General features: G+C 65.8%; 28 protein-coding genes and 1 pseudogene. 13 read left to right on the top strand and 16 right to left on the bottom strand.

Features of this window, described 5'->3' with window-relative positions:
* The first annotated feature begins 189 nt into the window (after positions 1–189).
* The 4 genes from glnK (at position 190) to sutA (ending at position 2,846) form a co-directional block, all read left to right on the top strand.
* Positions 190–528, top strand: a complete 339-nt coding sequence (glnK, locus tag ACKI1H_RS03520) for a P-II family nitrogen regulator (protein WP_003457590.1) — start codon at positions 190–192, stop codon at positions 526–528.
* Between the two features lie 41 nt (positions 529–569).
* The gene (locus ACKI1H_RS03515; protein WP_138526579.1) at positions 570–1,904 is read left to right on the top strand and encodes an ammonium transporter; all 1,335 of its coding nucleotides are present in this window, start codon (positions 570–572) and stop codon (positions 1,902–1,904) included.
* Positions 1,905–2,009: 105 nt separating this feature from the next.
* Positions 2,010–2,435, top strand: coding sequence for a secondary thiamine-phosphate synthase enzyme YjbQ (locus ACKI1H_RS03510; RefSeq protein WP_440467671.1), 426 nt, complete (start codon positions 2,010–2,012; stop codon positions 2,433–2,435).
* A gap of 78 nt (positions 2,436–2,513) precedes the next feature.
* On the top strand, positions 2,514–2,846 hold the full coding sequence (gene sutA, locus ACKI1H_RS03505; RefSeq protein WP_138526581.1) for a transcriptional regulator SutA: 333 nt from the start codon (positions 2,514–2,516) through the stop codon (positions 2,844–2,846).
* A 178-nt stretch (positions 2,847–3,024) separates the two neighbouring features.
* Here the strand turns inward: sutA and ACKI1H_RS03500 are convergent, their stop codons facing one another.
* The 6 genes and pseudogenes from ACKI1H_RS03500 to lptM all read right to left on the bottom strand — a co-directional run bounded on the left by ACKI1H_RS03500 (position 3,025) and on the right by lptM (position 6,692).
* Positions 3,025–3,717, bottom strand: a complete 693-nt coding sequence (locus ACKI1H_RS03500; protein ID WP_440467670.1) for an HAD family hydrolase — start codon at positions 3,715–3,717, stop codon at positions 3,025–3,027.
* Positions 3,714–4,619 carry a tyrosine recombinase XerC gene (gene xerC / locus ACKI1H_RS03495; RefSeq protein WP_440467669.1) on the bottom strand — a complete coding sequence of 302 codons (906 nt, stop codon included), beginning with the start codon at positions 4,617–4,619 and terminating at the stop codon, positions 3,714–3,716. The genes ACKI1H_RS03500 and xerC overlap by 4 nt, the downstream gene beginning before the upstream one ends.
* Positions 4,620–4,672: 53 nt before the next feature.
* A complete protein-coding gene (locus ACKI1H_RS03490; RefSeq protein WP_045215418.1) occupies positions 4,673–5,374 on the bottom strand; it encodes a DUF484 family protein in 702 nt (233 codons plus the stop codon).
* An 11-nt stretch (positions 5,375–5,385) separates the two neighbouring features.
* The gene (gene dapF / locus ACKI1H_RS03485) at positions 5,386–6,216 is read right to left on the bottom strand and encodes a diaminopimelate epimerase (RefSeq protein WP_138526584.1); all 831 of its coding nucleotides are present in this window, start codon (positions 6,214–6,216) and stop codon (positions 5,386–5,388) included.
* A gap of 13 nt (positions 6,217–6,229) precedes the next feature.
* A pseudogene (locus tag ACKI1H_RS03480) lies at positions 6,230–6,445 on the bottom strand (diaminopimelate decarboxylase); the annotation flags it as partial.
* Positions 6,446–6,551: 106 nt separating this feature from the next.
* Positions 6,552–6,692, bottom strand: a complete 141-nt coding sequence (lptM, locus tag ACKI1H_RS03475) for an LPS translocon maturation chaperone LptM (RefSeq protein WP_081515193.1) — start codon at positions 6,690–6,692, stop codon at positions 6,552–6,554.
* 153 nt (positions 6,693–6,845) lie between these two features.
* Here lptM and ACKI1H_RS03470 point away from each other — a divergent pair, with 153 nt between their 5' ends.
* The 4 genes from ACKI1H_RS03470 to rnk all read left to right on the top strand — a co-directional run bounded on the left by ACKI1H_RS03470 (position 6,846) and on the right by rnk (position 9,011).
* Positions 6,846–7,907 (top strand): AraC family transcriptional regulator, encoded by a 1,062-nt coding sequence (locus ACKI1H_RS03470; RefSeq protein ID WP_440467668.1) that lies wholly within the window; start codon positions 6,846–6,848, stop codon positions 7,905–7,907.
* Entirely contained in the window at positions 7,904–8,239 is a 336-nt protein-coding gene (cyaY, locus tag ACKI1H_RS03465; protein WP_015479506.1) for an iron donor protein CyaY, read from the top strand. The genes ACKI1H_RS03470 and cyaY overlap by 4 nt, the downstream gene beginning before the upstream one ends.
* The gene (locus ACKI1H_RS03460; protein ID WP_440467667.1) at positions 8,217–8,423 is read left to right on the top strand and encodes a DUF1289 domain-containing protein; all 207 of its coding nucleotides are present in this window, start codon (positions 8,217–8,219) and stop codon (positions 8,421–8,423) included. Before cyaY ends, ACKI1H_RS03460 begins: the two co-directional genes overlap by 23 nt.
* Positions 8,424–8,606: 183 nt before the next feature.
* Entirely contained in the window at positions 8,607–9,011 is a 405-nt protein-coding gene (rnk, locus tag ACKI1H_RS03455) for a nucleoside diphosphate kinase regulator (protein ID WP_138526589.1), read from the top strand.
* A gap of 34 nt (positions 9,012–9,045) precedes the next feature.
* Here rnk and ACKI1H_RS03450 read toward each other — a convergent pair whose 3' ends face one another.
* The 3 genes from ACKI1H_RS03450 to ACKI1H_RS03440 all read right to left on the bottom strand — a co-directional run bounded on the left by ACKI1H_RS03450 (position 9,046) and on the right by ACKI1H_RS03440 (position 12,584).
* Positions 9,046–11,895: a class I adenylate cyclase gene (locus ACKI1H_RS03450; protein WP_440467666.1), complete on the bottom strand. Its 2,850-nt coding sequence runs from the start codon at positions 11,893–11,895 to the stop codon at positions 9,046–9,048.
* 92 nt (positions 11,896–11,987) lie between these two features.
* Entirely contained in the window at positions 11,988–12,221 is a 234-nt protein-coding gene (locus tag ACKI1H_RS03445) for a TIGR02647 family protein (protein WP_138526591.1), read from the bottom strand.
* Between the two features lie 81 nt (positions 12,222–12,302).
* Complete coding sequence (locus tag ACKI1H_RS03440) at positions 12,303–12,584, bottom strand: hypothetical protein (protein ID WP_138526592.1); 282 nt, start codon at positions 12,582–12,584, stop codon at positions 12,303–12,305.
* A gap of 87 nt (positions 12,585–12,671) precedes the next feature.
* Between ACKI1H_RS03440 and ACKI1H_RS03435 the strand changes: the two genes are divergently transcribed.
* On the top strand, positions 12,672–13,637 hold the full coding sequence (locus tag ACKI1H_RS03435; RefSeq protein ID WP_440467665.1) for a magnesium transporter CorA family protein: 966 nt from the start codon (positions 12,672–12,674) through the stop codon (positions 13,635–13,637).
* Positions 13,638–13,833: 196 nt separating this feature from the next.
* Positions 13,834–14,733, top strand: a complete 900-nt coding sequence (ppk2, locus tag ACKI1H_RS03430) for a polyphosphate kinase 2 (RefSeq protein WP_440468817.1) — start codon at positions 13,834–13,836, stop codon at positions 14,731–14,733.
* 4 nt (positions 14,734–14,737) lie between these two features.
* On the opposite strand, the gene ACKI1H_RS03425 is transcribed toward ppk2, so the two are convergent.
* The 3 genes from ACKI1H_RS03425 to ACKI1H_RS03415 all read right to left on the bottom strand — a co-directional run bounded on the left by ACKI1H_RS03425 (position 14,738) and on the right by ACKI1H_RS03415 (position 17,134).
* Positions 14,738–15,496, bottom strand: coding sequence for a hypothetical protein (locus ACKI1H_RS03425; protein ID WP_138526595.1), 759 nt, complete (start codon positions 15,494–15,496; stop codon positions 14,738–14,740).
* 244 nt (positions 15,497–15,740) lie between these two features.
* Complete coding sequence (locus ACKI1H_RS03420) at positions 15,741–16,238, bottom strand: outer membrane beta-barrel protein (protein WP_138526596.1); 498 nt, start codon at positions 16,236–16,238, stop codon at positions 15,741–15,743.
* A 206-nt stretch (positions 16,239–16,444) separates the two neighbouring features.
* Positions 16,445–17,134 (bottom strand): Crp/Fnr family transcriptional regulator, encoded by a 690-nt coding sequence (locus tag ACKI1H_RS03415; RefSeq protein ID WP_440467664.1) that lies wholly within the window; start codon positions 17,132–17,134, stop codon positions 16,445–16,447.
* Positions 17,135–17,208: 74 nt separating this feature from the next.
* Here ACKI1H_RS03415 and ACKI1H_RS03410 point away from each other — a divergent pair, with 74 nt between their 5' ends.
* Positions 17,209–17,733: an Mpo1 family 2-hydroxy fatty acid dioxygenase gene (locus ACKI1H_RS03410; RefSeq protein ID WP_138526598.1), complete on the top strand. Its 525-nt coding sequence runs from the start codon at positions 17,209–17,211 to the stop codon at positions 17,731–17,733.
* Positions 17,734–17,739: 6 nt separating this feature from the next.
* Here the strand turns inward: ACKI1H_RS03410 and ACKI1H_RS03405 are convergent, their stop codons facing one another.
* Positions 17,740–18,543: an MmyB family transcriptional regulator gene (locus tag ACKI1H_RS03405; protein WP_440467663.1), complete on the bottom strand. Its 804-nt coding sequence runs from the start codon at positions 18,541–18,543 to the stop codon at positions 17,740–17,742.
* Between the two features lie 158 nt (positions 18,544–18,701).
* Between ACKI1H_RS03405 and ACKI1H_RS03400 the strand changes: the two genes are divergently transcribed.
* Entirely contained in the window at positions 18,702–19,103 is a 402-nt protein-coding gene (locus ACKI1H_RS03400) for a hypothetical protein (RefSeq protein WP_316865853.1), read from the top strand.
* Positions 19,104–19,276: 173 nt separating this feature from the next.
* Here the strand turns inward: ACKI1H_RS03400 and ACKI1H_RS03395 are convergent, their stop codons facing one another.
* Positions 19,277–19,867, bottom strand: a complete 591-nt coding sequence (locus tag ACKI1H_RS03395) for a 2-hydroxychromene-2-carboxylate isomerase (protein WP_440467662.1) — start codon at positions 19,865–19,867, stop codon at positions 19,277–19,279.
* A gap of 34 nt (positions 19,868–19,901) precedes the next feature.
* Positions 19,902–20,630, bottom strand: coding sequence for an SDR family oxidoreductase (locus tag ACKI1H_RS03390; protein ID WP_440467661.1), 729 nt, complete (start codon positions 20,628–20,630; stop codon positions 19,902–19,904).
* Positions 20,631–20,733: 103 nt separating this feature from the next.
* Here ACKI1H_RS03390 and ACKI1H_RS03385 point away from each other — a divergent pair, with 103 nt between their 5' ends.
* Entirely contained in the window at positions 20,734–21,297 is a 564-nt protein-coding gene (locus tag ACKI1H_RS03385; RefSeq protein ID WP_440467660.1) for a TetR/AcrR family transcriptional regulator, read from the top strand.
* Between the two features lie 141 nt (positions 21,298–21,438).
* Here ACKI1H_RS03385 and ACKI1H_RS03380 read toward each other — a convergent pair whose 3' ends face one another.
* Positions 21,439–22,188 (bottom strand): sulfite exporter TauE/SafE family protein, encoded by a 750-nt coding sequence (locus ACKI1H_RS03380; protein ID WP_138526604.1) that lies wholly within the window; start codon positions 22,186–22,188, stop codon positions 21,439–21,441.
* Between the last annotated feature and the right edge of the window lie 26 nt (positions 22,189–22,214).

Raw genomic sequence — 22,214 nt, 5'->3', positions numbered from 1 at the left:
TGGGGCATACATGGCGTGCACCGATGCAGTTCCGGTGCTGCAGGCGAGGCAGGGGATCGCTTCGATCAAGGCAGTCGGAGTGCTGAGGTAGGGCGGCCGGCGCATTACAAAAGCCAGACACTGCGCTTAGACTTGTCTCCGGGTTCGTTCTTCCTGGGGCGGGTCCACCAAAACACGGGAGAGAGTTACATGAAGCTAGTCACAGCCATCATCAAGCCGTTCAAGCTGGACGACGTTCGTGAGTCGCTGTCCGAGATCGGCGTGCAGGGCATCACTGTGACCGAAGTCAAAGGCTTCGGCCGGCAGAAAGGTCACACCGAGCTGTACCGTGGCGCGGAATACGTTGTCGATTTCCTGCCGAAGGTGAAGATCGACGTCGCCATTGCCGATGACCAGCTGGATCGTGTTATCGAAGCCATCACCAAGGCCGCCAACACCGGGAAGATCGGTGACGGCAAGATCTTTGTCGTAAATCTGGAACAGGCCATTCGTATCCGTACCGGCGAAACCGGCACCGACGCGATCTAAGCCAAGCCCACACCGAACCCCACGCCCCAGGAGAAACAACAATGACTCTGCGCAAATACGCAGGGCTAGGCGCCCTATTGCCCCTCGCAATGCCCGGTCTGGCCTTGGCCGACGAGGCTGCGGCCCCCGTCCTGAACAGCGGCGACACCGCCTGGATGCTGATTTCCAGCGCCCTGGTGCTGCTGATGACCATCCCTGGCCTTGCCCTGTTCTACGGCGGCATGGTGCGCGCCAAGAACGTCCTGTCGATCATGATGCAGTGCTTCGCGATCACCGCGCTGATCAGCATCCTCTGGGTCGTTTACGGCTACAGCCTGGCCTTCGATACCGTCGGCATGGAAAAGGGCGTGGTCAACTTCGCTTCCTTCGTCGGCGGCCTGGACAAGGCCTTCCTCAGCGGCCTGACCACCAGCGGCCTGACTTCCGCCGCCGCGCTGTTCCCTGAGAGCGTCTTCGTGATGTTCCAGATGACCTTCGCGATCATCACTCCGGCGCTGATCGTCGGTGCCTTCGCCGAGCGCATGAAGTTCTCTGCGATGCTGATCTTCACCGCGCTGTGGTTCACCCTGGTCTACGCACCGATCGCCCACATGGTTTGGAGCGGTGACGGCGGCCTGCTGTGGGACTGGGGCGTGCTGGACTTCGCCGGCGGCACTGTGGTGCACATCAACGCCGGTATCGCTGGCCTGGTGGCGTGCATCGTCCTCGGCAAGCGCAAGGGCTACCCGACCGCTGCCATGGCTCCGCACAACCTGGGCTACACCCTGATCGGCGCTGCCCTGCTGTGGATCGGCTGGTTCGGCTTCAACGCCGGTTCCGCTGCTGCCGCCAACGGCACCGCTGGCATGGCCATGCTGGTCACCCAGATCGCCACCGCCGCTGCCGCCCTGGGCTGGATGTTCGCCGAGTGGATCACCCACGGTAAGCCGAGTGCCCTGGGCATCGCTTCCGGTGTGGTTGCCGGTCTGGTCGCCATCACTCCGGCTGCCGGTACCTGCGGCCCGATGGGTGCCATCGTGATCGGCCTGGCTGCCGGCGTGATCTGCTTCTTCGCCGCCACCAGCCTCAAGCGCGCCGTCGGCTACGACGACTCCCTGGACGCCTTCGGTGTGCATGCTGTCGGCGGTATCGTCGGCGCCCTGCTCACCGGCGTGTTCGCAGCTCCCGCCCTGGGCGGCTTCGGCACCGTGACCGACATCGGCGCGCAGCTGTTCACCCAGTTCAAGGGCGTGGCCTTCACCATCGTCTACACCGGGATCGTCAGCTTCGTGATCCTCAAGGTCCTGGACCTGGTCATGGGCCTGCGTGTCTCCGAGGAAGAGGAAACCGTGGGTCTGGACCTCTCCCTGCACAACGAGCGCGGCTACAACCTGTAAGGGTTCGCGCAAGTTCGACGAAGGGCGCCCTCGGGCGCCCTTTGTTTTTTCGATCAGCACGCTAGAATGCGCGCGCATCACCGTAGCCGACGGAGGAGGCCCGCCATGTGGCAGCAGAAATCCATCACCCTGCGCCCTCGTCCGCGGGGCTTTCACCTGGTCACCGACGAGATCCTGGCCGCGCTGCCGGAGCTGTCGAAATGCCGGGTGGGCCTGCTGCACCTGCTGTTGCAGCACACGTCCGCCTCGCTGACGGTGAATGAAAATGCCGACCCCTCGGTGCGCCGCGATTTCGAGCGATTCTTCAATCGCCTGGTGCCCCAGGGCGGTAGCGGCTATGAACATGACTACGAAGGTCCGGATGACCTTCCGGCGCATTTCAAGGCCAGCCTCCTGGGCTGTCAGCTGACGCTGCCGATACAGGAGGGAGGCTTGGCAATGGGCACCTGGCAGGGTATTTATCTCGGCGAGCACCGAGACCACGGCGGCCCGCGCAGGGTCGTGGCGACCTGGCAGGGCGAGCCTGTATGAATTTTTTCCGGCGGCGTTCGTCAAAGCGCGCAGCTGGGCTATAACTAACGTGCTTTGCAGCACCACAGAGGTTGAACAATGAGCGACGAAGAACTGGAACAGGACGAGCTGGACGGCGCTGACGAGGACGATGGTGAGGAACTCGCCGCGGCTGACGACGGCGACGCCGAAGCAGACAGCAGCGATGGGGATGAAGCCCCTTCTCCCAAGGGCGGTGGCAAGAAAGCCAAGGCCGCTGCGGAAGAAGAGGAACTGCCCTCTGTCGAAGCCAAGCAGAAGGATCGTGACGCACTGGCCCGCGCGATGGAGGAGTTCCTCACTCGCGGTGGCAAGGTGCAGGAGATCGAGCCGAACGTTGTGGCTGACCCGCCCAAGAAGCCGGATAGCAAATACGGCAGCCGCCCTATCTGATAGCTGACGCTTCATGAAAAAGCCCCGCCGCTCCTCAAGGAGCGGCGGGGCTTTTTCATGTCCATTTGTTGCATTGTTCAGTTATGTAGGAGCGAGCTTGCTCGCGAACCGCCCCGAGTCTCAGAGCCTCCCGGAGCGCCGTTCGCGAGCAAGCTCGCTCCTACGAAAAGCCCATGCGTCAGAGCTTTGCCAGGATACCCGGCAGCTCGGAGAGGTTGTGGATGATCGCGCTCGGTGCTTCTTCGCCATCCCACGGCTTGCGCGCCGGGTTGAACCAGATCGCCTTCATGCCCGCACGGCGCGCCCCGGCGATGTCATCGCTGGGATGGTCGCCGATGTGCACGGCATATTCTGCCGCCACGCCGCCGCGCTTGAGGGCTTCCTGGAACGGGTGCGGGTCGGGCTTGCCGACGCCCAGCTCTTCCGCGCAGAGGGCAAACTGGAAGTAATCGGCCAGGCCCAGACGCCGCACGTCGGCATTACCGTTGGTGAGCACGCCGAGGATGAAGCGGTTGGCTAATTGCTCCAGGGTCGGGTGCACCTCGGGGAACAGCGCCACCTGGTGCCGCGCGTGTAGGAAGGTCTGGAAGCCGGCCTCGGCCAGTTCGGTCGCCTCGGGCTGCGAATAACCGGCATCGAGCAAGGCGTGGAACAGGATGCGCCGGCGCAGTTCGCTCAGGCGGTGGCGCAGCATCGGGTCCTGCTCCATCAGCCGCGAACGGATCGCCCACAGGTGCTCGATGGGCACCGGCCCCAGCTGCGCCGCGTTCACGGCGAGCCAGTCGCGCAGGGTGGCTTCGGCGCTGTTCATCACCGGGGCAACGTCCCACAGCGTGTCGTCGAGGTCGAAGGTGACCAGGCGGATACTCATTCTTCTGCTCCGGGTTTACGGCGTGCCCGCGGGTGGGCCTGGTCATAGACCGAGGCGAGGTGTTGGAAGTCCAGGTGGGTGTAGATCTGCGTGGTGGCGATGTCGGCGTGGCCGAGCAGTTCCTGCACCGCGCGCAGGTCCTGGGAGGATTCGAGCATATGGCTGGCGAAGGAGTGCCGCAGCATGTGCGGATGCAGGTGCTGGCCCAGCTCGCGCACGCCGGCTTCGCGCACGCGCAGCTGGATCGCGCGCGGCGTCAGACGCTTGCCGCTGCGGCCGATGAACACGGCGTTGTCCTGCGGCGACACGGTGGCGCGTAGCGGCAGCCAGGCCTCGATGGCTTGCCGTGCGGCGCGGCCGACCGGCAGCTCGCGCACCTTGTTGCCCTTGCCGTGCACGCGCACCAGGCCGTCCTTGAGATCGAGCCATTCCAGGTCGAGTCCGACCAGTTCGGAGAGGCGCAGGCCCGAGGAATAGAACAGCTCCAGCAGCGCCTGGTCGCGGCGAGCGATGAAGTCATCCTCGACGCCACCGTCGAGCAGTTGCGCGGTACGGTCGGTATCCAGCGTGCGTGGCAGCTTGCGTGCGCCCTTGGGGGCGGCGAGACCGTCAGCGGGATCGTGCCGGCAGCGGCCTTCGCGAATCAGGTACTGGTACAGCCCGCGGGTGGCCGACAGCAGACGCGCCAGGCTGCGGCTGGCGAGGCCCTGCTGGTGCAGGCGAGCGACGAACAGGCGCAGGTCGCGCACCTGTAGCGCCGACCATTCGTTGATCGAGGATTTCTCACACAGCGCGGCGAGGCGCGCCAGGTCCCGACGGTAGCCGTCGAGCGTGTGCACGGAGACCTGGCGTTCGCTACGCAGGTGTTCCAGATAGGCTTGCAGATCGGCGTCGAGCGACAAGCGGAAAGCTCCCAGTGATACAGCCAGGCTGGCAGCTTACCGCGTTGCGAAGGTCAGCGTACCGAGCGCAGTGGCGTGGAGAAGCGCGGCAGGGTCCGCGCGAGGACTTCGGCGACGTAGCCCAGGAACAGGGTGCCCAGCGAGCTCTTGTAGTGTTGCGGGTCGGGGCTGCCGATCGCCAGCACACCGTGCAGGCCCTGGAAGGTCAGCGGCACCACGGCGGCGGAGCCGACCTGCTCGCGTTCGCTTTCGCAGAACAGGAAGGCCAGCTCGTGAGGGCGCAGCACGCCGCAGACGGTCTTGCCGCCCGACAGCAGGCCACCGATGGCCTGGTGCGCCTCGGCGCTGCTTACCGAGCGGCCGACCGGCAGGTTGTTGTCACTGAACAGGATCAGGCTGACGTAGGGCACGAGGAACTCGTGGCGCAGGCTGTCTTCCACCGTGCTGACGATTTCCTCCAGGCTGGTGGCATCGAGCAGGTCGAGCACCAGGCGGCGGGTCTTGTCGAACAGGCGGTCGTTGTCGCGGGCGACATCCATCAGCTGCGACAGCCGATGGCGCATCTCGATGTTGCGCTCGCGCAGCAGGCGTACCTGGCGCTCCACCAGCGACACGGCATCGCCCGGCTGGTGCGGAATGCGCATCTCCGGGATCAGCTCGTCATGATCGACGAAGAATTCAGGGTGCCGGCGAAGATAGTCGGCGACCTGTTCGGCTTCGAGCGTAACGGTGGGGTCCTGCGGAGTATCGGTCATAAGCGTCCCGGTTATAGACGTACCTGGCCTTCGAACACCCGCACGGCGGGCCCGGTCATCATAACGGGCTGACCCGGTCCTGCCCACTCGATGGACAACCGTCCGCCGGGAAGGTCGATCTGAACCGGCGATTGCAGCCAGCCCTGGCGGATGCCGGCGACCGCAGCGGCGCACGCGCCCGTGCCGCAGGCCAGCGTCTCGCCGGCACCGCGCTCCCAGACGCGCAGGCGCGCCTGGTGCGGGTTGACGATCTGCAGGAAGCCGATGTTGGCCTTCTGCGGGAAGCTTTCGTGGATTTCGAGTTTCGGGCCCAGGGTGCGTACCGGCGCGCTGTCCACGTCATCCACGCGCAGCACACCGTGCGGGTTGCCCATGGAGATCGCCGCGAGGTCGTAGCGCTGGCCGTCCACTTCGAGGGGATAGCTCAACGCCTCGCCATCGGCCTTGAACGGCACCTGCTCGGGTTGCAGGCGCGGTGGGCCCATGTCGACGGTGACCTGGCCATCGTTGGCGATGGTCAGCTCGATCATGCCGCCCTTGGTTTCCACGCGGATGGTCTTCTTCGAGGTCAGGCGCTTGTCGACCACGAAGCGGGCGAAGCAGCGCGCGCCGTTGCCGCACTGTTCGACCTCGGTGCCGTCGCAGTTGAAGATGCGGTAGCGGAAGTCCGCGTCCGGCGTGCTCGGCGGCTCGACGATCAGCAGTTGATCGAAGCCGACCCCGAAGTTGCGGTCGCCCCACTGTTTGACGTGGCGTGGTTGCACATGGGCGTGCTGGCTGACCAGGTCCAGGACCATGAAGTCATTGCCCAGCCCATGCATCTTGGTAAAGCGCAGAAGCATCGTCGTCTCGGCCTCAGTCCGGCAGCAGGCTTTCGCCGGCGAACAGCTCTTGTCGTGTTCCGTGGCGACGCACCCAGTGCGCGGCCGAGCTATCCACCAGCACCTCGGCGGCGCGGCCCCGGGTGTTGTAGTTGGAATTCATGACGAAACCATAGGCGCCGGCCGAACGCACGGCCAGCCGGTTACCTTCTTCGCGGACGGGGTTGCGGAGCTGAGCGTGTAGATCGCCGTTACCGCTTTGCAGCATGCCGAAGCGCCCGGCGATTGCCGGCGGCGGCACGTCTGCCGCGAACAGTTGCCCGTCGCGGACGTCGAAGGCGTCCATGGGAACGCCCTCAGAGACCGTAGCGGTCCTTGCTGTGCTCGCTCTTGGCCTTCTGGTCGTCCGGCAGGTACAGCGGGCCTTTCTGGCCACAGCCGGCCAGCGCGGCGGTGAAGACGGCGAGCGCGACGAAGGGAAGCAGCAGTCGCTTCATGGCGGAATCCTTGTAATAAAGCGTCGATTGTCCCGGAGTATACCGACCCCCCGCCGGCTTGCCTATTCAAGCGGGCGCCCGCCCGGCGGGGCTTGCGGCTCGCGCCGGAAGGGCCAGTGGCCCTATGATGGCGGGCAAAAAACGGAATGCCCCATGGACTATCGCGATCCCCTGCCCAGTTCGGTGTCGGTGGCCTACCTGCAGGGCCTCGTGGAACATCTGCAGCGCCAGGGCGTGGACCCGGCGCAGTTGCTGGCGACGGTGCACCTGGAGCCCTCGATCCTTGCCCAGCGCGACCAGCGCATCGCCGCCAGCGCTTATCTGGAACTGGTGGGTGCCGGCGTGCGCCTGAGCGGCGATGAAAATCTCGGCCTGCACCTGGGCGAGGCCGTGCGCCCCGGTTACTACGGTGTGCTCGGCTACCTGATCATGAGTTGCGCGACGCTTTCCGACGCCCTGCATCGGCAGGCGCGCTACGCCTCGCTGGTGGGCAACCTGGGCCGTGTCGAACTGGCTGACGAGCCTCCGCGCGCGGGCTGCGAGCCGCTGGTGAAACACAGCTGGGAGCCGCTGCTGCCACAGCAGCAGCGGCAGATGAGCGAGGAGACGCTGGCCGGCTGGGTCAGCTTTGGCCACTGGGTCAGCGGCGTCGACGAGGCGCCATACGAGGTGCGCTTCAGCCACAGTGCCCCCGCCGATATCGGTGAGCATGAACGTATCTTCCGTTGCCCGGTGCTGTTCGATCAGCCGGACAACGCCCTGGTCTTCCCCAGGCGACTGCTGGCGCTGCCCCTGGGTCAGGCCGACGCCCAGGTGCAGCGCACCCTGGATGCCTACGCCGAACGCCTGCTGGTGGAGATCAACAAGGGTGACAGCGTGCTCGACCGCGCGCGCCTGGAGTTGGCGCGCCAGTTGCCGGAGCAGGGCGCGGACCTGGAACGCCTGTCGCAGACGCTGGCGCTGAGCCCGCGCACCCTCCAGCGGCGCCTGCGCGATACCGGCCTGTCGTTCAGCCAGCTGGTCGACGAAACCCGCCAGCAACTGGTGCTGCACTACCTGCGCGACCCGGCGCTGGACAGCGCCGACATCGCCTACCTGCTGGGCTTCAGCGAGGCCGGCTCGCTCGCCCGCGCATTCCGGCGCTGGACGGGGCAGAGTCTGGGCGAATACCGGCGTAAACTGGTGCCTTTGACTGATCCCGAGGACGATGCATGAGCACTTTGAGCGAAGCCCGCTTCCATGACCTGGTGGACGCCGTACAGGTAACGGTGGAGGACGCCTTCGACGACAGCGACCTGGACGTGGACCTGGAGAACTCCAGCGGCGTGCTGACCGTGCGCTTCGAGAACGGCACCCAGCTGATCCTCAGCCGCCAGCCGGCACTGCGCCAGCTTTGGGTGGCGGCGCGCTCGGGCGGCTTCCATTTCGACTACGACGAATCCGGCTCGCTGTGGATCAGCGACAGCACCCGCGAGCCGCTGGGCGCGCTGCTCAACCGCGCGACCCTGGAACAGGCCGGTGAGGATGTCGACTTCCCCGGCATCTGAACCGCAGGTGAGCGTCGCCTCGCCCTGCTGTCGGCGCTGCTGCCTGGACGACGCGGATATCTGCGTCGGTTGCGGGCGCACGCTGAGCGAAATCCTGGAATGGAACGAGGCCGACGGCGAGCGGCGCCGGGCGATCCTGGCGGACTGCGAAAAGCGCCGAAACAACCCCTCTCCGAAGTGGTGACCGGTCGGTATTGCTTATTTTCTGTGCTGTGTTAGTGTCCGGGAAAACCCCGCCTTGGGCGGGGTTTTTCTTTTTTCGGATTTCACTGCGCGTTCGCCTGCCGAACGTCTTTACTGCCAGAACACCCAGGGCCCCGAACGCGCGAGCGTCCGGGGCTCTCCTGTAAGGAGACTGCCAACCATCATGACCACGACACCCATCACCGTTACTCGACTCGACCTGCAACGTCTGGAGCGCATGCTCGACAGCCTGGATGAGTACGGCCCCGCGGCCGAGGCGCTGGAGGCCGAGCTGGCCCGCGCCACGGTGGTCGGCCACGACGAGATTCCGCCGGGCGTGGTCACGATGAACTCCACCGTGCGTTGCCGCGAAGAGGGTAGCGGCAAGGAGTACCACCTGACCCTGGTCTATCCGGCTGACGTGAAGGGCGAGGGCAAGGTCTCGATCCTCGCCCCAGTGGGCACCGCGCTGCTGGGCTTGACCACCGGGCAGACCATCGACTGGCCCGCGCCCAGCGGCAAGACGCTGAAGCTGACCCTGCTGGAAGTGGAATACCAGCCCGAAGCGGCCGGCGACTTCGATCGCTGAGTTCCCCTGCCGGGAACGTCTCTCCCCGGGCGCTTCAGGCTTCGGCCAGCGCCCGGTTCAGAGCCTGCTCCAGGCTCTGCTTGTAGCGCAGGAAGTGCACCGTCTGTAATCCCCCGCCTTCGCGCATGGCCGACAGGTCCAGGTCGGTGATGTAGCAGGGGTAGCGCTCCTGTCCGCGCCGGCGGTCGAGGATGTGCCGGGCCACGGCCTGGAACAGCTCGTTGCCGAACTCCAGCTCCGAGAACTCGCGGTGGTTGCAGAACAGCGTGGTGCGTGCGCGCTGGCCCTCGCCCGGTTCGACGATCGCCTGCACGTTGTAGAACGGCAATGCCTCCAGCGGCTGCGGTGCGTTGCGCCGTTCGATGCGTTGTGCCCGCTGGTGACCGTTGGTCACTACCTCGTAGAAGAGAATGTCGGCGCCCACCGGCCCCTGCGCTTCCAGCAGCGAGATCACTGCGTTGCGGCGATACTGCACCGATTGCAAAAAACGTTGCAGTGGCAGCAGCAGGCCTTCCTCGGTGTCGTATTCCTGGCGGCGCCGCCAGAGGGCGTTGCGCTCGTCGAGAATGGTGATTTCCGCACTGCCTTCGTCCAGGCGGTAGAACACCTGCACAGTGTTGGCCCGGCCCAGCGGCAGGATCATGGCGAGGTCGTCGCCCTCCAGCGCGTGCCGGTCCAGCTGCAGGAAGCCGCTCTCGTCCTGGGTGTCGCCCAGGTGATCGACCAGTGCCGGCAGCCCTTCGATCACCCGATGGCTGACGCTCCCCGGTATCAGGTGCAGCAGGTGGAAGTGCTGGCGCACCTGCAGCAGGTAGCGCCCGCCCTTGCCGCTGGCGAGCTGCGCGTGGGCGTCGCGGAACAGGTCTTCTACGCGCTGGGCGATGGCCGTGGCGCGGTTGCGGCAGAAACAGCGAACCAGCAGGCGCGGTGGCGGGGCGTCGGTGGGCAGCGTGTTGAGGAATTCGCGCAGGCAGTCGAGCAGCGCGTGTGGCCCGGAGTAACGGCTGACCAGCAGCTCGTTCCAGCTGTTGAGGGTGATCTGATCGAGCGTCAGCACCAGGTTGTCGCGCACACCGGAGTAGCCCAGCGAGTCGGTGCGCTCGGTGGTCATGTGCACGTTCATCTGGCTGTGCTGGCGCAGCGGATCGACGCCGACGTTCACCAGCAGCAGCACCTGCGAAGGCACCGCGTTACGCAGCAGGGCGCTTTCCGGCACCTCGTTCAGCGGCAGCGCAATGGCTTGCTGCAGGCAGCCCAGCAGGTTCTGCAGTTCAAATTCGCTGAGGTCGCTGGCGCCCGGTTGCAGAGACAGGCGCGTGGTGGCGTCGATCACGCCATTGCGGTGGCTCCAGGCGAGCAGCTCCATGAGGTCGCGGGCGCGGCGCAGCGGGGCGAAGTCGGCCATCTCCTGCAGTGACAGGTTGCCGCTGTACAGCGCCCAGAACGGTGGTTTGCCCGCTTCGCCGCCTGGCAGCTGGGCGAGGGTAAGGATGTCCTCGGCCATGTCCGGGGCGATGCCCGGGTTGATGAACTCGACCTTGCCGGCCTTGCGCTCGAAGGCGGCGTACAGGCGCCGACCGAGGATGCCCATGTCGCGTGGATTGATGCCGCTGGCGGCGTGCTGCAGGCGGGCGAATTGCGAGAGGAAGCGGTAGCTGTGGGTCAGTTCGTTGACCAGCGCGCGGCGCTCCAGCAACACCTGGCGCACCTTCCACTGGCTGCGGCTGTCGAGCTGGGCGAAGGCACGGCTGTCCCACTTCCAGGGGGCGGAAACGCGCTCCATTACCTTGCGCTGCCAGCTCTTGTGGCCCAGGCGTGGCGGGCGGCTGAGCTTCTTGCCGACCTTCAGGTAGAGGCAGCGGCGGATCAGTTCCAGGCGCTCGGTTTCGCCGCGTTCCTTGAGGTATTCCTCCAGGCGGCGGTAGAGCATGACGTAGGGGTCCAGTTCCTCCACGTCCAGGCGTCCGGCGTAGATCGCCTGCTTGTAGCGCAGGCTCAGGCAGGAGACCTGCGGGTGTTCGCTGGCGTAGACCTCGGTGAGCAGCAGCTTGAGCACCGACTTGTAGGGCGACTCGATACCCTTGAACAGCTGCCACATGCCGGCGCCGATGAACTCGCCCGGTGGGATGCGTGCCAGGTGGCCGAGGTCGAGGACGTCCTCGGCGCGGATGAAGCGCTTGCTCAGCAGGGTCTGGCAGTATTCGGCGTAGCGATTTTCTTCGTAGACCGGCACCAGCCACCACAGTGGCGTGCGGCCACCGAGCCAGATGGCGGTGCGGTAGAACTCGTCCAGCAGCAGGTAGTGCTGGCTGGTGCCGCAGTCGTCCGAGGTCAGCCGGGCTTCGCGGGCGCCCTGGGTGTAGTGCTGCGGGTCGACGAGGAAACAGTGCACCTCGGCGCCCTGGGTGGCGGCCCATTGTTCGAGCAGTTCGCACTTGCGGCGCAGCTCCGCCAGCTCGCGTTCGCTGAGGTCAGACGCATGGCAGACCCACAGGTCCAGGTCGCTCTGCTCGGCCTGGGCGACGGTGCCCAGGCTGCCCATCAGGAACAGCCCGTGGATCGGCAGCGGCGGATTGCCGCGACGGGTCTTGTAGCTGAAGGAGCGGGTCAGGCGCTGGGCCTCGGCGAGGATCTCGTCGTCAGGGACGAAGTTCGACAGTCCGGCGGGCGTGCTGGCCGAGACGTAGCCGGGCAGCAGTGGGTGGTTCACGTCCAGCAGCAGCGGCAACAGCTTGAGGACCAGTTGCTGGCGCGTAGAAAGCGCTTCGCTGGCCCGATGCAGGCGCGCGGCATTGACCTTCAGGAAGCGCTGACGCAATTGCGCCAGCACCTTTCGGTCAATACCGTCGTCGATGTCCGGGCGGATTTCGGGGGAGAGCGTCATGGCGTACTGCTGCCTGGCCAGCGGCGCCGCATTACCGAATGCGGCGCTTGGAAGTGTGCCAGGTTATCGCCCGCTCGCAGGGGAACTTGAGGTCAGCCGCGCAGGATGCCGAGCAGGACCTGGGCGTGCTCGGCGGCGTCGAGTCCGAGGCCGGTGAGATAGCCGCCGTCCTCCTTGTCGATCAGACCCTTGGCGTGGAGTCGGCCGGCAGCGGCCACGGCCTCGGCAGAGGCGTCATGATGGACTTTCAAGCCCGCCTGGCTGTTCTCCAGGTCATACAGCGCCAGCAGATCAAGTTCTTCAACCATTTCTTTGGTGAAAGCCATTCTTCTAACTCCCGATGGTCAATGAGGCTTCAGTGTAGTCTCAAGTCCGACCGGTTCGGCAAGCGCTGTTATGCCGCTGTCTCATTCGGCAACAGTGCCGTCGGGCAGTGTCGGCAGTGCGCGCAGGGCCTGTTCGTACCATTCGCCGTTGAACGGGCGGTCTTCGGCCAGCATTGCCTCGATCTCGTGGGCGAGCACCAGGGCCATCAGGTGCAGGGCGTCCTCGCGCTCGTAGCCGACCAGGGTCAGCTTGTTGAATACCGCGCGGGCGGCCGCCGGGCTCTCGCTTTCGATCTGGTTCTCGATGGCCTGGACCAGGGTGTCTTCGGCAAAGGACTCTTCGCTGTCGTCGTGTTCGCTCATCACAGTGTTCTCCGATGGGCTTGTGAAGCGCCGGGAAGTTGGCCAACCTGCGGGGCAACTTCTGGCTGTAAAGGATCGTCGGGCGACATGATCACCTATTACACCCTGGTCGGCGACCGCCTGGTGCGCCACAACGGCAGCGAGTGCCATGGCATGCCCAAGGACACGCTATGGATCGACCTGTTCCGGCCCACGGCCGAGGAGGAAAAGTTGCTGGAGTCGATCATCGAGGTCGACGTGCCAACCCAGGAGGAAATGGCGGAGATCGAGGACTCCTCGCGCTTCTACGAGAGCAAGGGTGCGCTCTACATGACCACCACCGTGGTGGGTGGCATCCGCGAGCACAAGCCGAGTACTTCGGAAGTCACCTGCGTGCTGACTCCGCATTGGCTGGTGACGGTGCGCTACACCGACCTGCTGGCCTTCCGCACTTTCGAGACGCGGACCCAGCGCGGCGGCTGCGAGGGACGCAGCGACCAGTTGTTCGTCACCCTGATGGACAGCGTGGTGGACCGCATCGCCGACGTGCTGGAGAACGTGCAGAAGCAGCTCGATAGCCTGGGCACCAGTATCTTCCGCGAGGGCCCGTCCAACGAGAAGGCCGACCTTCAGGAAGTGGTCAAGCAGCTGGGGCGCAAGAACTCGCTGCTGTCCAAGCTCAACGAGAGCCTGCTGAGCATCAGCCGGCCGCTGTCCTACTTCCGCCAGGGCAGCAACGGCTGGATCAGCGACGAGGTGAAGCTGGGCATGAAGTCGGTGGAGCGCGATGTGCGCTCGCTCAGCGAGTACCAGACGAAGATGGCCGGGGAGATCACCTTCCTGCTGGACGCCACGCTGGGGCTGATCAACATCGAGCAGAACAGCATCATCAAGGTGTTTTCCATCGCCGCCGTGCTGTTCCTGCCACCGACCCTGGTGGGCACGGTGTACGGCATGAACTTCGCCCACATGCCGGAGCTGCAGTGGCTGGCGGGCTACCCCATGGCGCTGGTGGCGATGGTGATCTCGGCGATCATTCCCTACTACTGGTTCAAGTACAAAGGCTGGCTCTAGACGGGGTTGATGCGGGTCAAGAAAGGCTCGCCGCGCGGGTTGCACAGTGGAAGGCCGTCCCCACGTCTCACAGGAGGAGACCATGCCGCAATCCGAAGCCAACAAGCCCGCCATCGCGTCGCCGCCCGAAGCGCCTTCCGAGGGCGGCGCGCAGATCCAGGCGCAGAGCCAGGGCCCGGTCGCACTGACTGTCGCCATGGCCCCGCGCGGCAGCAACGAGGACTCCAGCTCCGCCCAGCTGCCAGCCAGCTATCCCTACCGCAAGCGCCTGCAGCGCAGGGAATACGAGAAGGCCAAGGCCGAGCTGCAGATCGAGTTGCTGAAGGTGCAGAACTGGGTGAAGGAGACTGGCCAGCGCATCGTTCTGCTGTTCGAGGGTCGTGATGCCGCCGGCAAGGGCGGCACCATCAAGCGCTTCACCGAGCACCTCAACCCGCGTGGCGCCCGCGTGGTGGCGCTGGAGAAGCCCAGCGACGCCGAGCGCGGCCAGTGGTACTTCCAGCGCTACATACAGCACCTGCCCACGGCCGGCGAGATCGTCTTCTTCGACCGCTCCTGGTACAACCGCGCCGGGGTCGAGCGCGTGATGGGCTTCTGCTCGCCGCGCCAGTACCTGGAGTTCATGCAGCAGACGCCGGAGCTGGAGCGCATGCTGGTGCGCAACGGCATCCACCTGTTCAAGTTCTGGTTCTCGGTGAGCCGCGAAGAGCAGCTGCGCCGCTTCGTTTCGCGCCGCGACGACCCGCTCAAGCACTGGAAGCTGTCGCCCATCGACATCCAGTCGCTGGACCGTTGGGACGACTACACCCAGGCCAAGGAAGCGATGTTCTTCCACACCGACACCGCCGATGCGCCTTGGGTGGTGGTCAAGTCCGACGACAAGAAGCGCGCGCGACTCAACTGCCTGCGGCACTTCCTGCACAGCCTGGATTACCCGGACAAGAACCCGAAGATCGCCCGCGCTCCGGATGCGTTGCTGACGGGCCGTGCCGCATTGATGGACCGCGATGAGCTGGAGCGCCCGGCCCAGGCAATGGTGCCGGTGCAGGCGCCGGAACCTGAGCCTGAACCGGAATCGGAGTCCATCCCGGCCTGAGGCGTTACTGCTGGCTCATCAGCATGAGCTGGCCGGAGACGGCGCGGGCGTTGCGATCGACGATGATCGGCGCCCAGGGCCGGCCCGAGGCACTGACACCGCTGTTGCTCTTGCTGTTCATGTCCAGCAGCGCCTTGCTCAGGTACTCCCAGCGGGTGCGCAGCTTCTTGGTGGCGTCGCTGTCGGGCAACTGGTCGATGCGCTGGGTCAGCAACGGCACCAGCACGCTTTCGTCCTGGCCGAGGTATTCCTGCGGCTGTTCGCGGGCCAGTTCCAGGCCGCTGATGTAGGCGCGGCCCAGGTACTGGGTGGCCAGGTATTCGACGCGCACCGGCAATTCCCACAACGGAATCTGGTTGGTATCGGCGGTGGCCGGAACGAAGCGCTCGATCTGGTTGAGCAACTCGCGCAGTGATCGGCTCAGGTCCTGGTTGTAGCGCCAGGGCAGGTCTTCTTCCTTGGGGCCGTAGGAAACGCCATTGCGAATCTGCGTAACGAACTCGGTGTGGGCCTTGCGCAGCGCGTCATCGGCCTTGGCGTAGGCCTTGACGGCACCGTCCAGCGTGGCCAGGTCCTTCTCCAGCTGGGCGGCATGGGTTTCCTGGAAACCTTCGCCGCGCAGCAGCAACAGGCTGTTGATCGAGCGGCAGGTGTAGACCTGGAGAGTCTGCAACTGCAGTTCCTCGCTGGGGAGGTTGGCCTGGGCGGCGAGGGCGAAGAGTCCGAAACAGCACAGCATGAACCCACGAACGACATCGAACATGGCGGAGGCGTCCTTATTGTTATTGTGTGCCGCGCGATTCGCCGGGTGTGTGTCTTTTTGGCGCCAGAAACGCAGCTACCCCTAGGCTAGCCGCGAAAGCGGGCGCTGCAACCGTCCGAAAGAGTGATTTGCGCAGGCGATGCCTGGTGCGGGAGAAGGTGCCGGCGGAAGGTCAGGAGGGGGAGGACTGCTCTGGGGAGAGAGCCGGACCTTCCGCCGGGCTTGAGGGGTAGCCGTGCGCGTGTCAGAAGCGCCAGTAGGCGGAGAGAGTGGTCTGGTCGAGGTCGATGTCGCCGACGTCCAGGTATTCCTGTTCCAGGCGCAGGCCCAGGCCGCCCAGTACGTCCACTTCGCCGCCGAAGCCGTAGAGCGGGTCGAGGTCGTCGGACTTGCCGGCGACGTCATCGTCGGCATGCCAGGCGTGCACGCCGGCGATGCCGTACAGGCGGATGCGCTGGCCGATGGGGAAGCCCAGGTGGACGTTGGCTTGTACGGACTGACCGTCGAAGTGCCTGCGGTCGTCGCTCATCTCGCCGAAATCGACCACTGCGCCTTCGAAGGACAGGTAGTTGTTCAGACGGTAGCCGGCGTAGAGCTTGTAGCTGTCGTCCTGGTCGTCGAAGGAGCGGTCGTCGATCTCGAGGCGAGTGACGCCGCCGCCGACGTAGAGGCCGCGGTCGTCGGCCATCACCAGTGCCGGAGCGGTCAGCGCGAGAGCGCAGAGGAGTTTCGAAAGGCGCATAGGATTCCCTTGCGGCCGGTGGGAAGCAGCGGCCGCCTTGCTGTCTTGCGGAGGATTTGGATGCCGCTCTGGCGCGGGCTTTTCGGCGCCAGCGCGGCGGCGGGGGGCATTAGAGCGGGGCGGTAGCGTGCGCGACCATCGAAGCTTGTCGAGAGTCGCCTGGCTTTTGTTCTAGAGGCTGCTGTTCTGGAGAGTGCCGGTTCGGATCAGGCGTGGGCGGCCTGGCGCAGGCGCTCGCCGTCCAGAATCTCGATGCCGCCATAGCTCAGGCGCACGATGCCCTGGGCTTCCAGGTCCTTGAGGATCTGGTTGGTGGTCTGCCGCGACAGCGACAGCATGGCCGCGAGCTGTTCCTGGGGCAGGTGCAGTTCGCGCTTGGCGGTGGCCGACTCGCCGTAGCCCTCGGCGATCATCAGCAGGCGCCGGGCCAGACGAGGCGCGGCCGGCAGCAGTGACAGCTCCTCCAGGACGGCGAAGGTGATACGCAGCTTGTGGCTCATCAGCAGGGCGAAGTCGCGCCAGTATTCCGGGTGCTGCGTCAGCAGCGCTTGCAGCGGCGCGAGGGGAACCTGGAGAAGGACGGTGGCACCCTCGGCGTAAGCGTCGTGGGTGCGCGGCTGGCCGTCGAACAGGCAGATCTCGCCGAACCAGTTGGGCGCCTCCACCAGCGCCAGCAATGCTTCCTTGCCACTTTCCCCAACCACGCTGACGCGCATTGCGCCTTCCACCACGCAATACAGGCCACACGGCGCGTCGCCACGGGCGAACAGGCGCTGGCCGGCGGGCAGGCGCCGCACCACGGCGGCGTCGCGCAAGGCCTGGCGCAGACCGTCCGGAAGGGTCTGGAACCAGCGGCCTTCTTGCAGGCAGGAGAGGTAAGGCTTGGCGTCGGTCATGGGCAATGTCGGCTAGCTGACAGAGTGGCAGGGCACACATCGCCATCATGCCAGTACCTTGCGGGAGAACAACAATGAAAACTCTGGTCGATCACCTTGCCCAATATGCCGCCTACCACCGTGACCGGCGGAACATCGTCAGCCACTTCATCGGCATCCCGATGATCGTGCTGGCCATCGCCACCCTGCTGTCGCGCCCCGGCTTCGAGCTGGCCGGCCTGCTGGTCTCGCCCGCCACGCTGCTGGCGCTGGCTTCGGTGGTGTTCTACCTGCGCCTGGACCTGCGCTTCGGCCTGCTGATGACCGCGTTGCTGGCGCTGTCGCTGTGGATCGGCGCGGCGCTGGCTGCCGGCACGACTGCCTACTGGCTCACCTGGGGCATCGGCCTGTTCGTGGTGGGCTGGATCATCCAGTTCGTCGGCCACTGGTACGAAGGGCGCAAACCGGCGTTCGTCGATGACCTCACCGGGCTGATCGTCGGTCCGCTGTTCGTGGCCGCCGAAGCCGCGTTCCTGCTCGGCCTGCGCGATGAAGTCCGCCATGCCGTGGAAGAGCGCGCCGGCCCCACCTGCATCCGCGAGAAGAAGGCGACCGCCTGATTCGCTTCAGTCCGTACCGCTGAGCTGGCGCAGGATTCGCGCGCTGTCGGGGTCGGCCGGGAAGAAGGTTTCCAGGGCCAGTTCCGACAGCGTCACGTCCACCGGTGTGCCGAACACCGTGATGGTGCCGATCAGGCTGCACACGCCCAGTTCGGTCTGCAATTGCACCGGGATCAGCACCATGTCGCCGTTGGCCGCCTCGTCGTAGGGCGGTGCCGGGTACGCCGCCACCTCGTCGCGCAACGCCGCCAGCGCGGGATCGCCGCTGGCCTCGAAGTCGCGCTGCAGTCGCTCCACCACATGCGCCTTCCACGGCCCCAGATTGAGGATTCGCGGCGCCAACCCCTTGGGGTGCAGGCTCATGCGCAATACGTTGATCGGCGGCTGCAGCAGCTCCGGGTCGACGCCGATCAGGAAAATATCCACCGTACGGTTGGAGGCCAGCAGGTTCCAGTGGCGGTCCACCACCATCGCTGGGTTCGGCTCGTGGGCCTTGAGCAACTGGTTGATGGCCTGACGGGCGACGGTCAGCGCGGGGTCGTCGAGGCCCTTTTCCGAATACACCGGGGCATAGCCGGCGGCGCTGAGCAGGCGGTTGCGTTCGCGCAGCGGGATGTCCAGCTGTTCGGCCAGATGCAGGAGCATTTCGCGGCTGGGCAGGGCGCGTCCGGTTTCGACGAAACTCAGGTGGCGCGTGGAAATCTCCGCGTCGCAGGCGAGATCGAGCTGGCTGAGTCGGCGGCGCTGGCGCCATTGGCGGAGCAGGGCGCCGACGGGTTGGGCCGGGTTTTTCTGGGCTGGGCTATTCATAGCTGGGCCGTTCGTGGCGGTGCGGGTCATGGCATCGAACAATAGACGGGGCGCCCCGTAACGGCCATTACCTGGCAGGTAATCGACGCACCTACGTCCCGGGCGGATTCTTCAGCCACACGCCGCCAACCGGTGGCGCCCCTTGAAGGAGCTTCGCCATGACTCTGCTGCAATCCTCCCCGCTGCTTCGCCTGACCCTGAAAGTCGATGCTATCGCCGGTGGCGCCATGGGCCTGCTGATGGCGCTGGCCGCGCAACCGCTGGGCGAACTGTTCGGCTTGCCCTTCGTCCTGCTGCTGGTGGCAGGCATCGTGCTGTTACCGCTGGCGCTGGTGCTCTACTGGATGAGCCAGCAACTGGCGCTGTCGCGCACCGGTGTCTGGGCGGTGATTGCCTTGAACGCGCTTTGGGTGGTGGAAAGCGTCGCCCTGCTGGTGACCGGCTACGTACAGCCGACTGCCCTGGGTTACGCCTTCGTCATCGGTCAGGCGCTGGTGGTCCTGCTGCTCGCTGAACTGGAGTTTTTCGGCCTGCGGCGGTCGGCGGTTCTGGCCCTGTAAGCGCTTTACGCCGGGGATTGTCGACGGTGCTTTGTAGGATGTGGGGAGCGCAGCGATACCCATGCGGTTGGTGCATGGAATCGATGGGTATCGCTGCGCTCCACGCCATCCTACGTTGGTGCTCGTCGGCGACTCTGCGAGAGGGGACGCTCGGCTCCTGCGCGCGAACCGACTTACGCCAGCGCCTCGCGGACGAAGTCCAGACGATCCTGGCCGAAGAACATCTCGTCCCCGACGAAGAAGGTCGGCGCGCCGAACATCCCGCGTTTGATCGCCGCCTCGGTGTTGGCCTTCAGCGCGTCCTTCACGTCCTGCTCGGCGGTCAGCGCCAGCAGCGCCTGCGGGTCGAAGCCCGCCTCGGCCAGTCGCGGGCCGAGCACCGCCGGATCGCCCAGGTTCAGCGCGTCCACCCACATGCCTTTGAACACGCAGGCCAGCAGCGCCTCGAAGCGCTCCGGCTGGCGCAACTGCACGCCGGTGGCTGCGCGCATCAGCGTGAGGGTGTTGATCGGGAAATGCGGGTTCATCTTCATCGGCACGCCGTAGCGGCGGGCGAAGCGGGTCATGTCGATCAGCGTGTAGCGCCCCTTGGCCGGCACGGCGATGGGCGACGCATTGCCGGTGGCCTGGAACACGCCGCCCAGCAGGACCGGGCGATAGACCAGCGCGGCGCCGGTCTCGGCGCAGATCTTCGGCAACTGCGTATAGGCCAGGTAGGAGGTCGGGCTGCCGAAGTCGAAGTAGAACTCGACGGATTTGCTCATGAGTGGCTCTCTTCTTGTTGTCGTTATAAGTGGATTACCAGCGCTCGATCCAGGGGCGCAGGTCCAGCTCGAAGGTCCACGCGTCCCGCGGCTGGCTGTGCAGGTACCAGTAGCTGTCGGCGATATGCTCGGGGTCGAGGATGCCGTCCTGGTCCTTCTGCGCGTATTTCTGCGGGAAGTTCTCGCGGATGAATTCGGTGTCGATGGCACCGTCCACCACCACGTGGGCGACGTGCAGGCCCATCGGTCCCAGCTCGCGGGCCATGCTCTGGGCCAGGGCGCGGATGCCGTGCTTGGCGCCGGCGAAGGCAGCGAAGCCCGAGGCGCCACGCAGGCCGGCGGTGGCGCCGGTGAACAGGATCGTGCCGCGCTGGCGCTTGACCATGCGCTTGGCCACTTCGCGGCCGGTGAGGAAGCCGGAGAAGCAGGCCATCTCCCAGATCTTGAAGTACTTGCGCGCGGTCTCCTCAAGGATGCTGCAAGGTACGTTGGCGCCGATGTTGAAGACGAAGGCTTCGATGGGGCCGATGTCGCGTTCGACGGTTTCCACCAGCTCGATCACCGCCTCTTCCTGGCGCGCATCGGAGGCGAAGCCGTGGGCCTCACCGCCTTCGGCACGAATCTGGTCCACCAGCGGCTGCAGCTTGTCCGCGGAGCGCCGGGTGACGCAGGCGACGTAGCCCTCACGGGCGAAGCGGCGGGCGATGGCGCCGCCGGTGGCATCGCCGGCGCCGATGACCAGGACGACTTTCTTGTTCGACATTCTCGTTTCCTCTGGGTTGCGCAAAATGGGTAAACGGTCGTTAGGTAAACGAACGTTATGTTAACATTCGACGCATCGTCAACCGCTTCGACGGAGGCGCTCCATGCGCTACTCAGCCACCCACAAGGAAGAAACCCGCCAGCGCCTGCTCGACAGCAGCGGCGCGCTCGCCAAGCAGGGCGGCTTTGCCACCTCAGGCGTGGACGGTCTGATGAAGGCGGTGGGATTGTCCGGCGGGGCGTTCTACAACCACTTCGGCTCGAAGGACGAACTGTTCGCCGCCATCGTCGAACGCGAATTGCAGCAGAGCGTCGAGCGCCTGGCCGCCAAGGGCAAGGTGCTCGACCGGGCGCGCCTGGAGCGAGGGCTGAAGCGCTACCTGAGTGTCAGCCACGTACAGGACGCCAGCGCCGGTTGCGCGATTCCAGCGCTGGGGGCGGAAATCGCCCGTGCCGACGAATCCGTGCGGCAGAGCGCCGAGGATGCCCTGGTGGAGTTGCAGCAGGCCTGGGCCGAGGCACTCGGGTCGCCGGAGGACGCCTGGGCATTGCTGGCGCAGTGCGTCGGTGCGCTGGTGCTGGCGCGGATGGTCGCGACGGTGAAGGTGCAGAAGACCATCGTCGAATCGAGCCGGGACTTCCTGATTCGGCACCTGGACGAGAAGTGAGCGACTACCCTTCGGGGCGCAATCTCGGCGTTGTTCAGCATCTCACGTAGGGCGGATAACCCGGCACGGGTTATCCGCCGGAATGGCCGATAACGCCATAGGCGTTATGCGCCCTACAGCGGCAGTGCCATGGCGTGAGGTTTAGAGGCCGCGGATGGCCAGGTCCGCGCCGAGCAACAGCAATCCACCGAAGAAGCAGCGGCGGAACGCCAGCGGGCTGATCCGTGAGCGCAGCCAGGTGCCCAGATACATCCCCGCCAGCGCCGGCAGCAGGGCCAGCAGCGACAGGCCGAGGACATCGGCCTGCAGCAGCGAGCCGTGCTGGCTGAGGGTGATCGCCAGGGCCAGGGTCGAGACGGTGAAGGACAGTCCCAGCGCCTGTACCAGGTCGTCCTTCTCCAGTCCCAGCGCCTGCAGGAAAGGCACCGCGGGAATCACGAAGACGCCGGTCACGGCGGTGACGCCGCCAGTGATCACGCCGATCAGCGGCGACAGCCAGCGCTCATGCCGTGGCGCCACGCGGAAGCGCTTGTTCGAGAGCCCCAGCAGCGCATAGAGGATCAGCGCCACGCCCAGCAGCGGCGTAGCCGCCGGCCAGTTGCGCCCCGCCAGCAGCCAGCCTACCAGCAAGGTGCCGACGACGATGCCGACGAGCATGCCCCAAAGGCGTTTGAGCAGACCGAGGAAGCGCGGCCCGGCGGCAAGCTGCCAGACGTTGGTGACGGTGGAGGGAACGACGAGGATCGCGGCAGCCTGCATCGGCGGCATCACCAGCCCGAGCAGCCCGACGGCGACCGTGGGCAGGCCGAGCCCCACCACGCCCTTCACCAGGCCGGCGAGGAGGAAGGTGAGGACAATCAGTTCGAGGTGCTGGGGGAGGGTGTCGAACATGGCCGGGTCTTATTGAAGGCAAGGCG

The sequence above is a fragment of the Pseudomonas sp. YH-1 genome (genome assembly GCF_051990045.1).
Classification (GTDB): domain Bacteria; phylum Pseudomonadota; class Gammaproteobacteria; order Pseudomonadales; family Pseudomonadaceae; genus Pseudomonas; species Pseudomonas nicosulfuronedens.
This window is presented reverse-complemented; position numbering and strand designations above follow the sequence as displayed.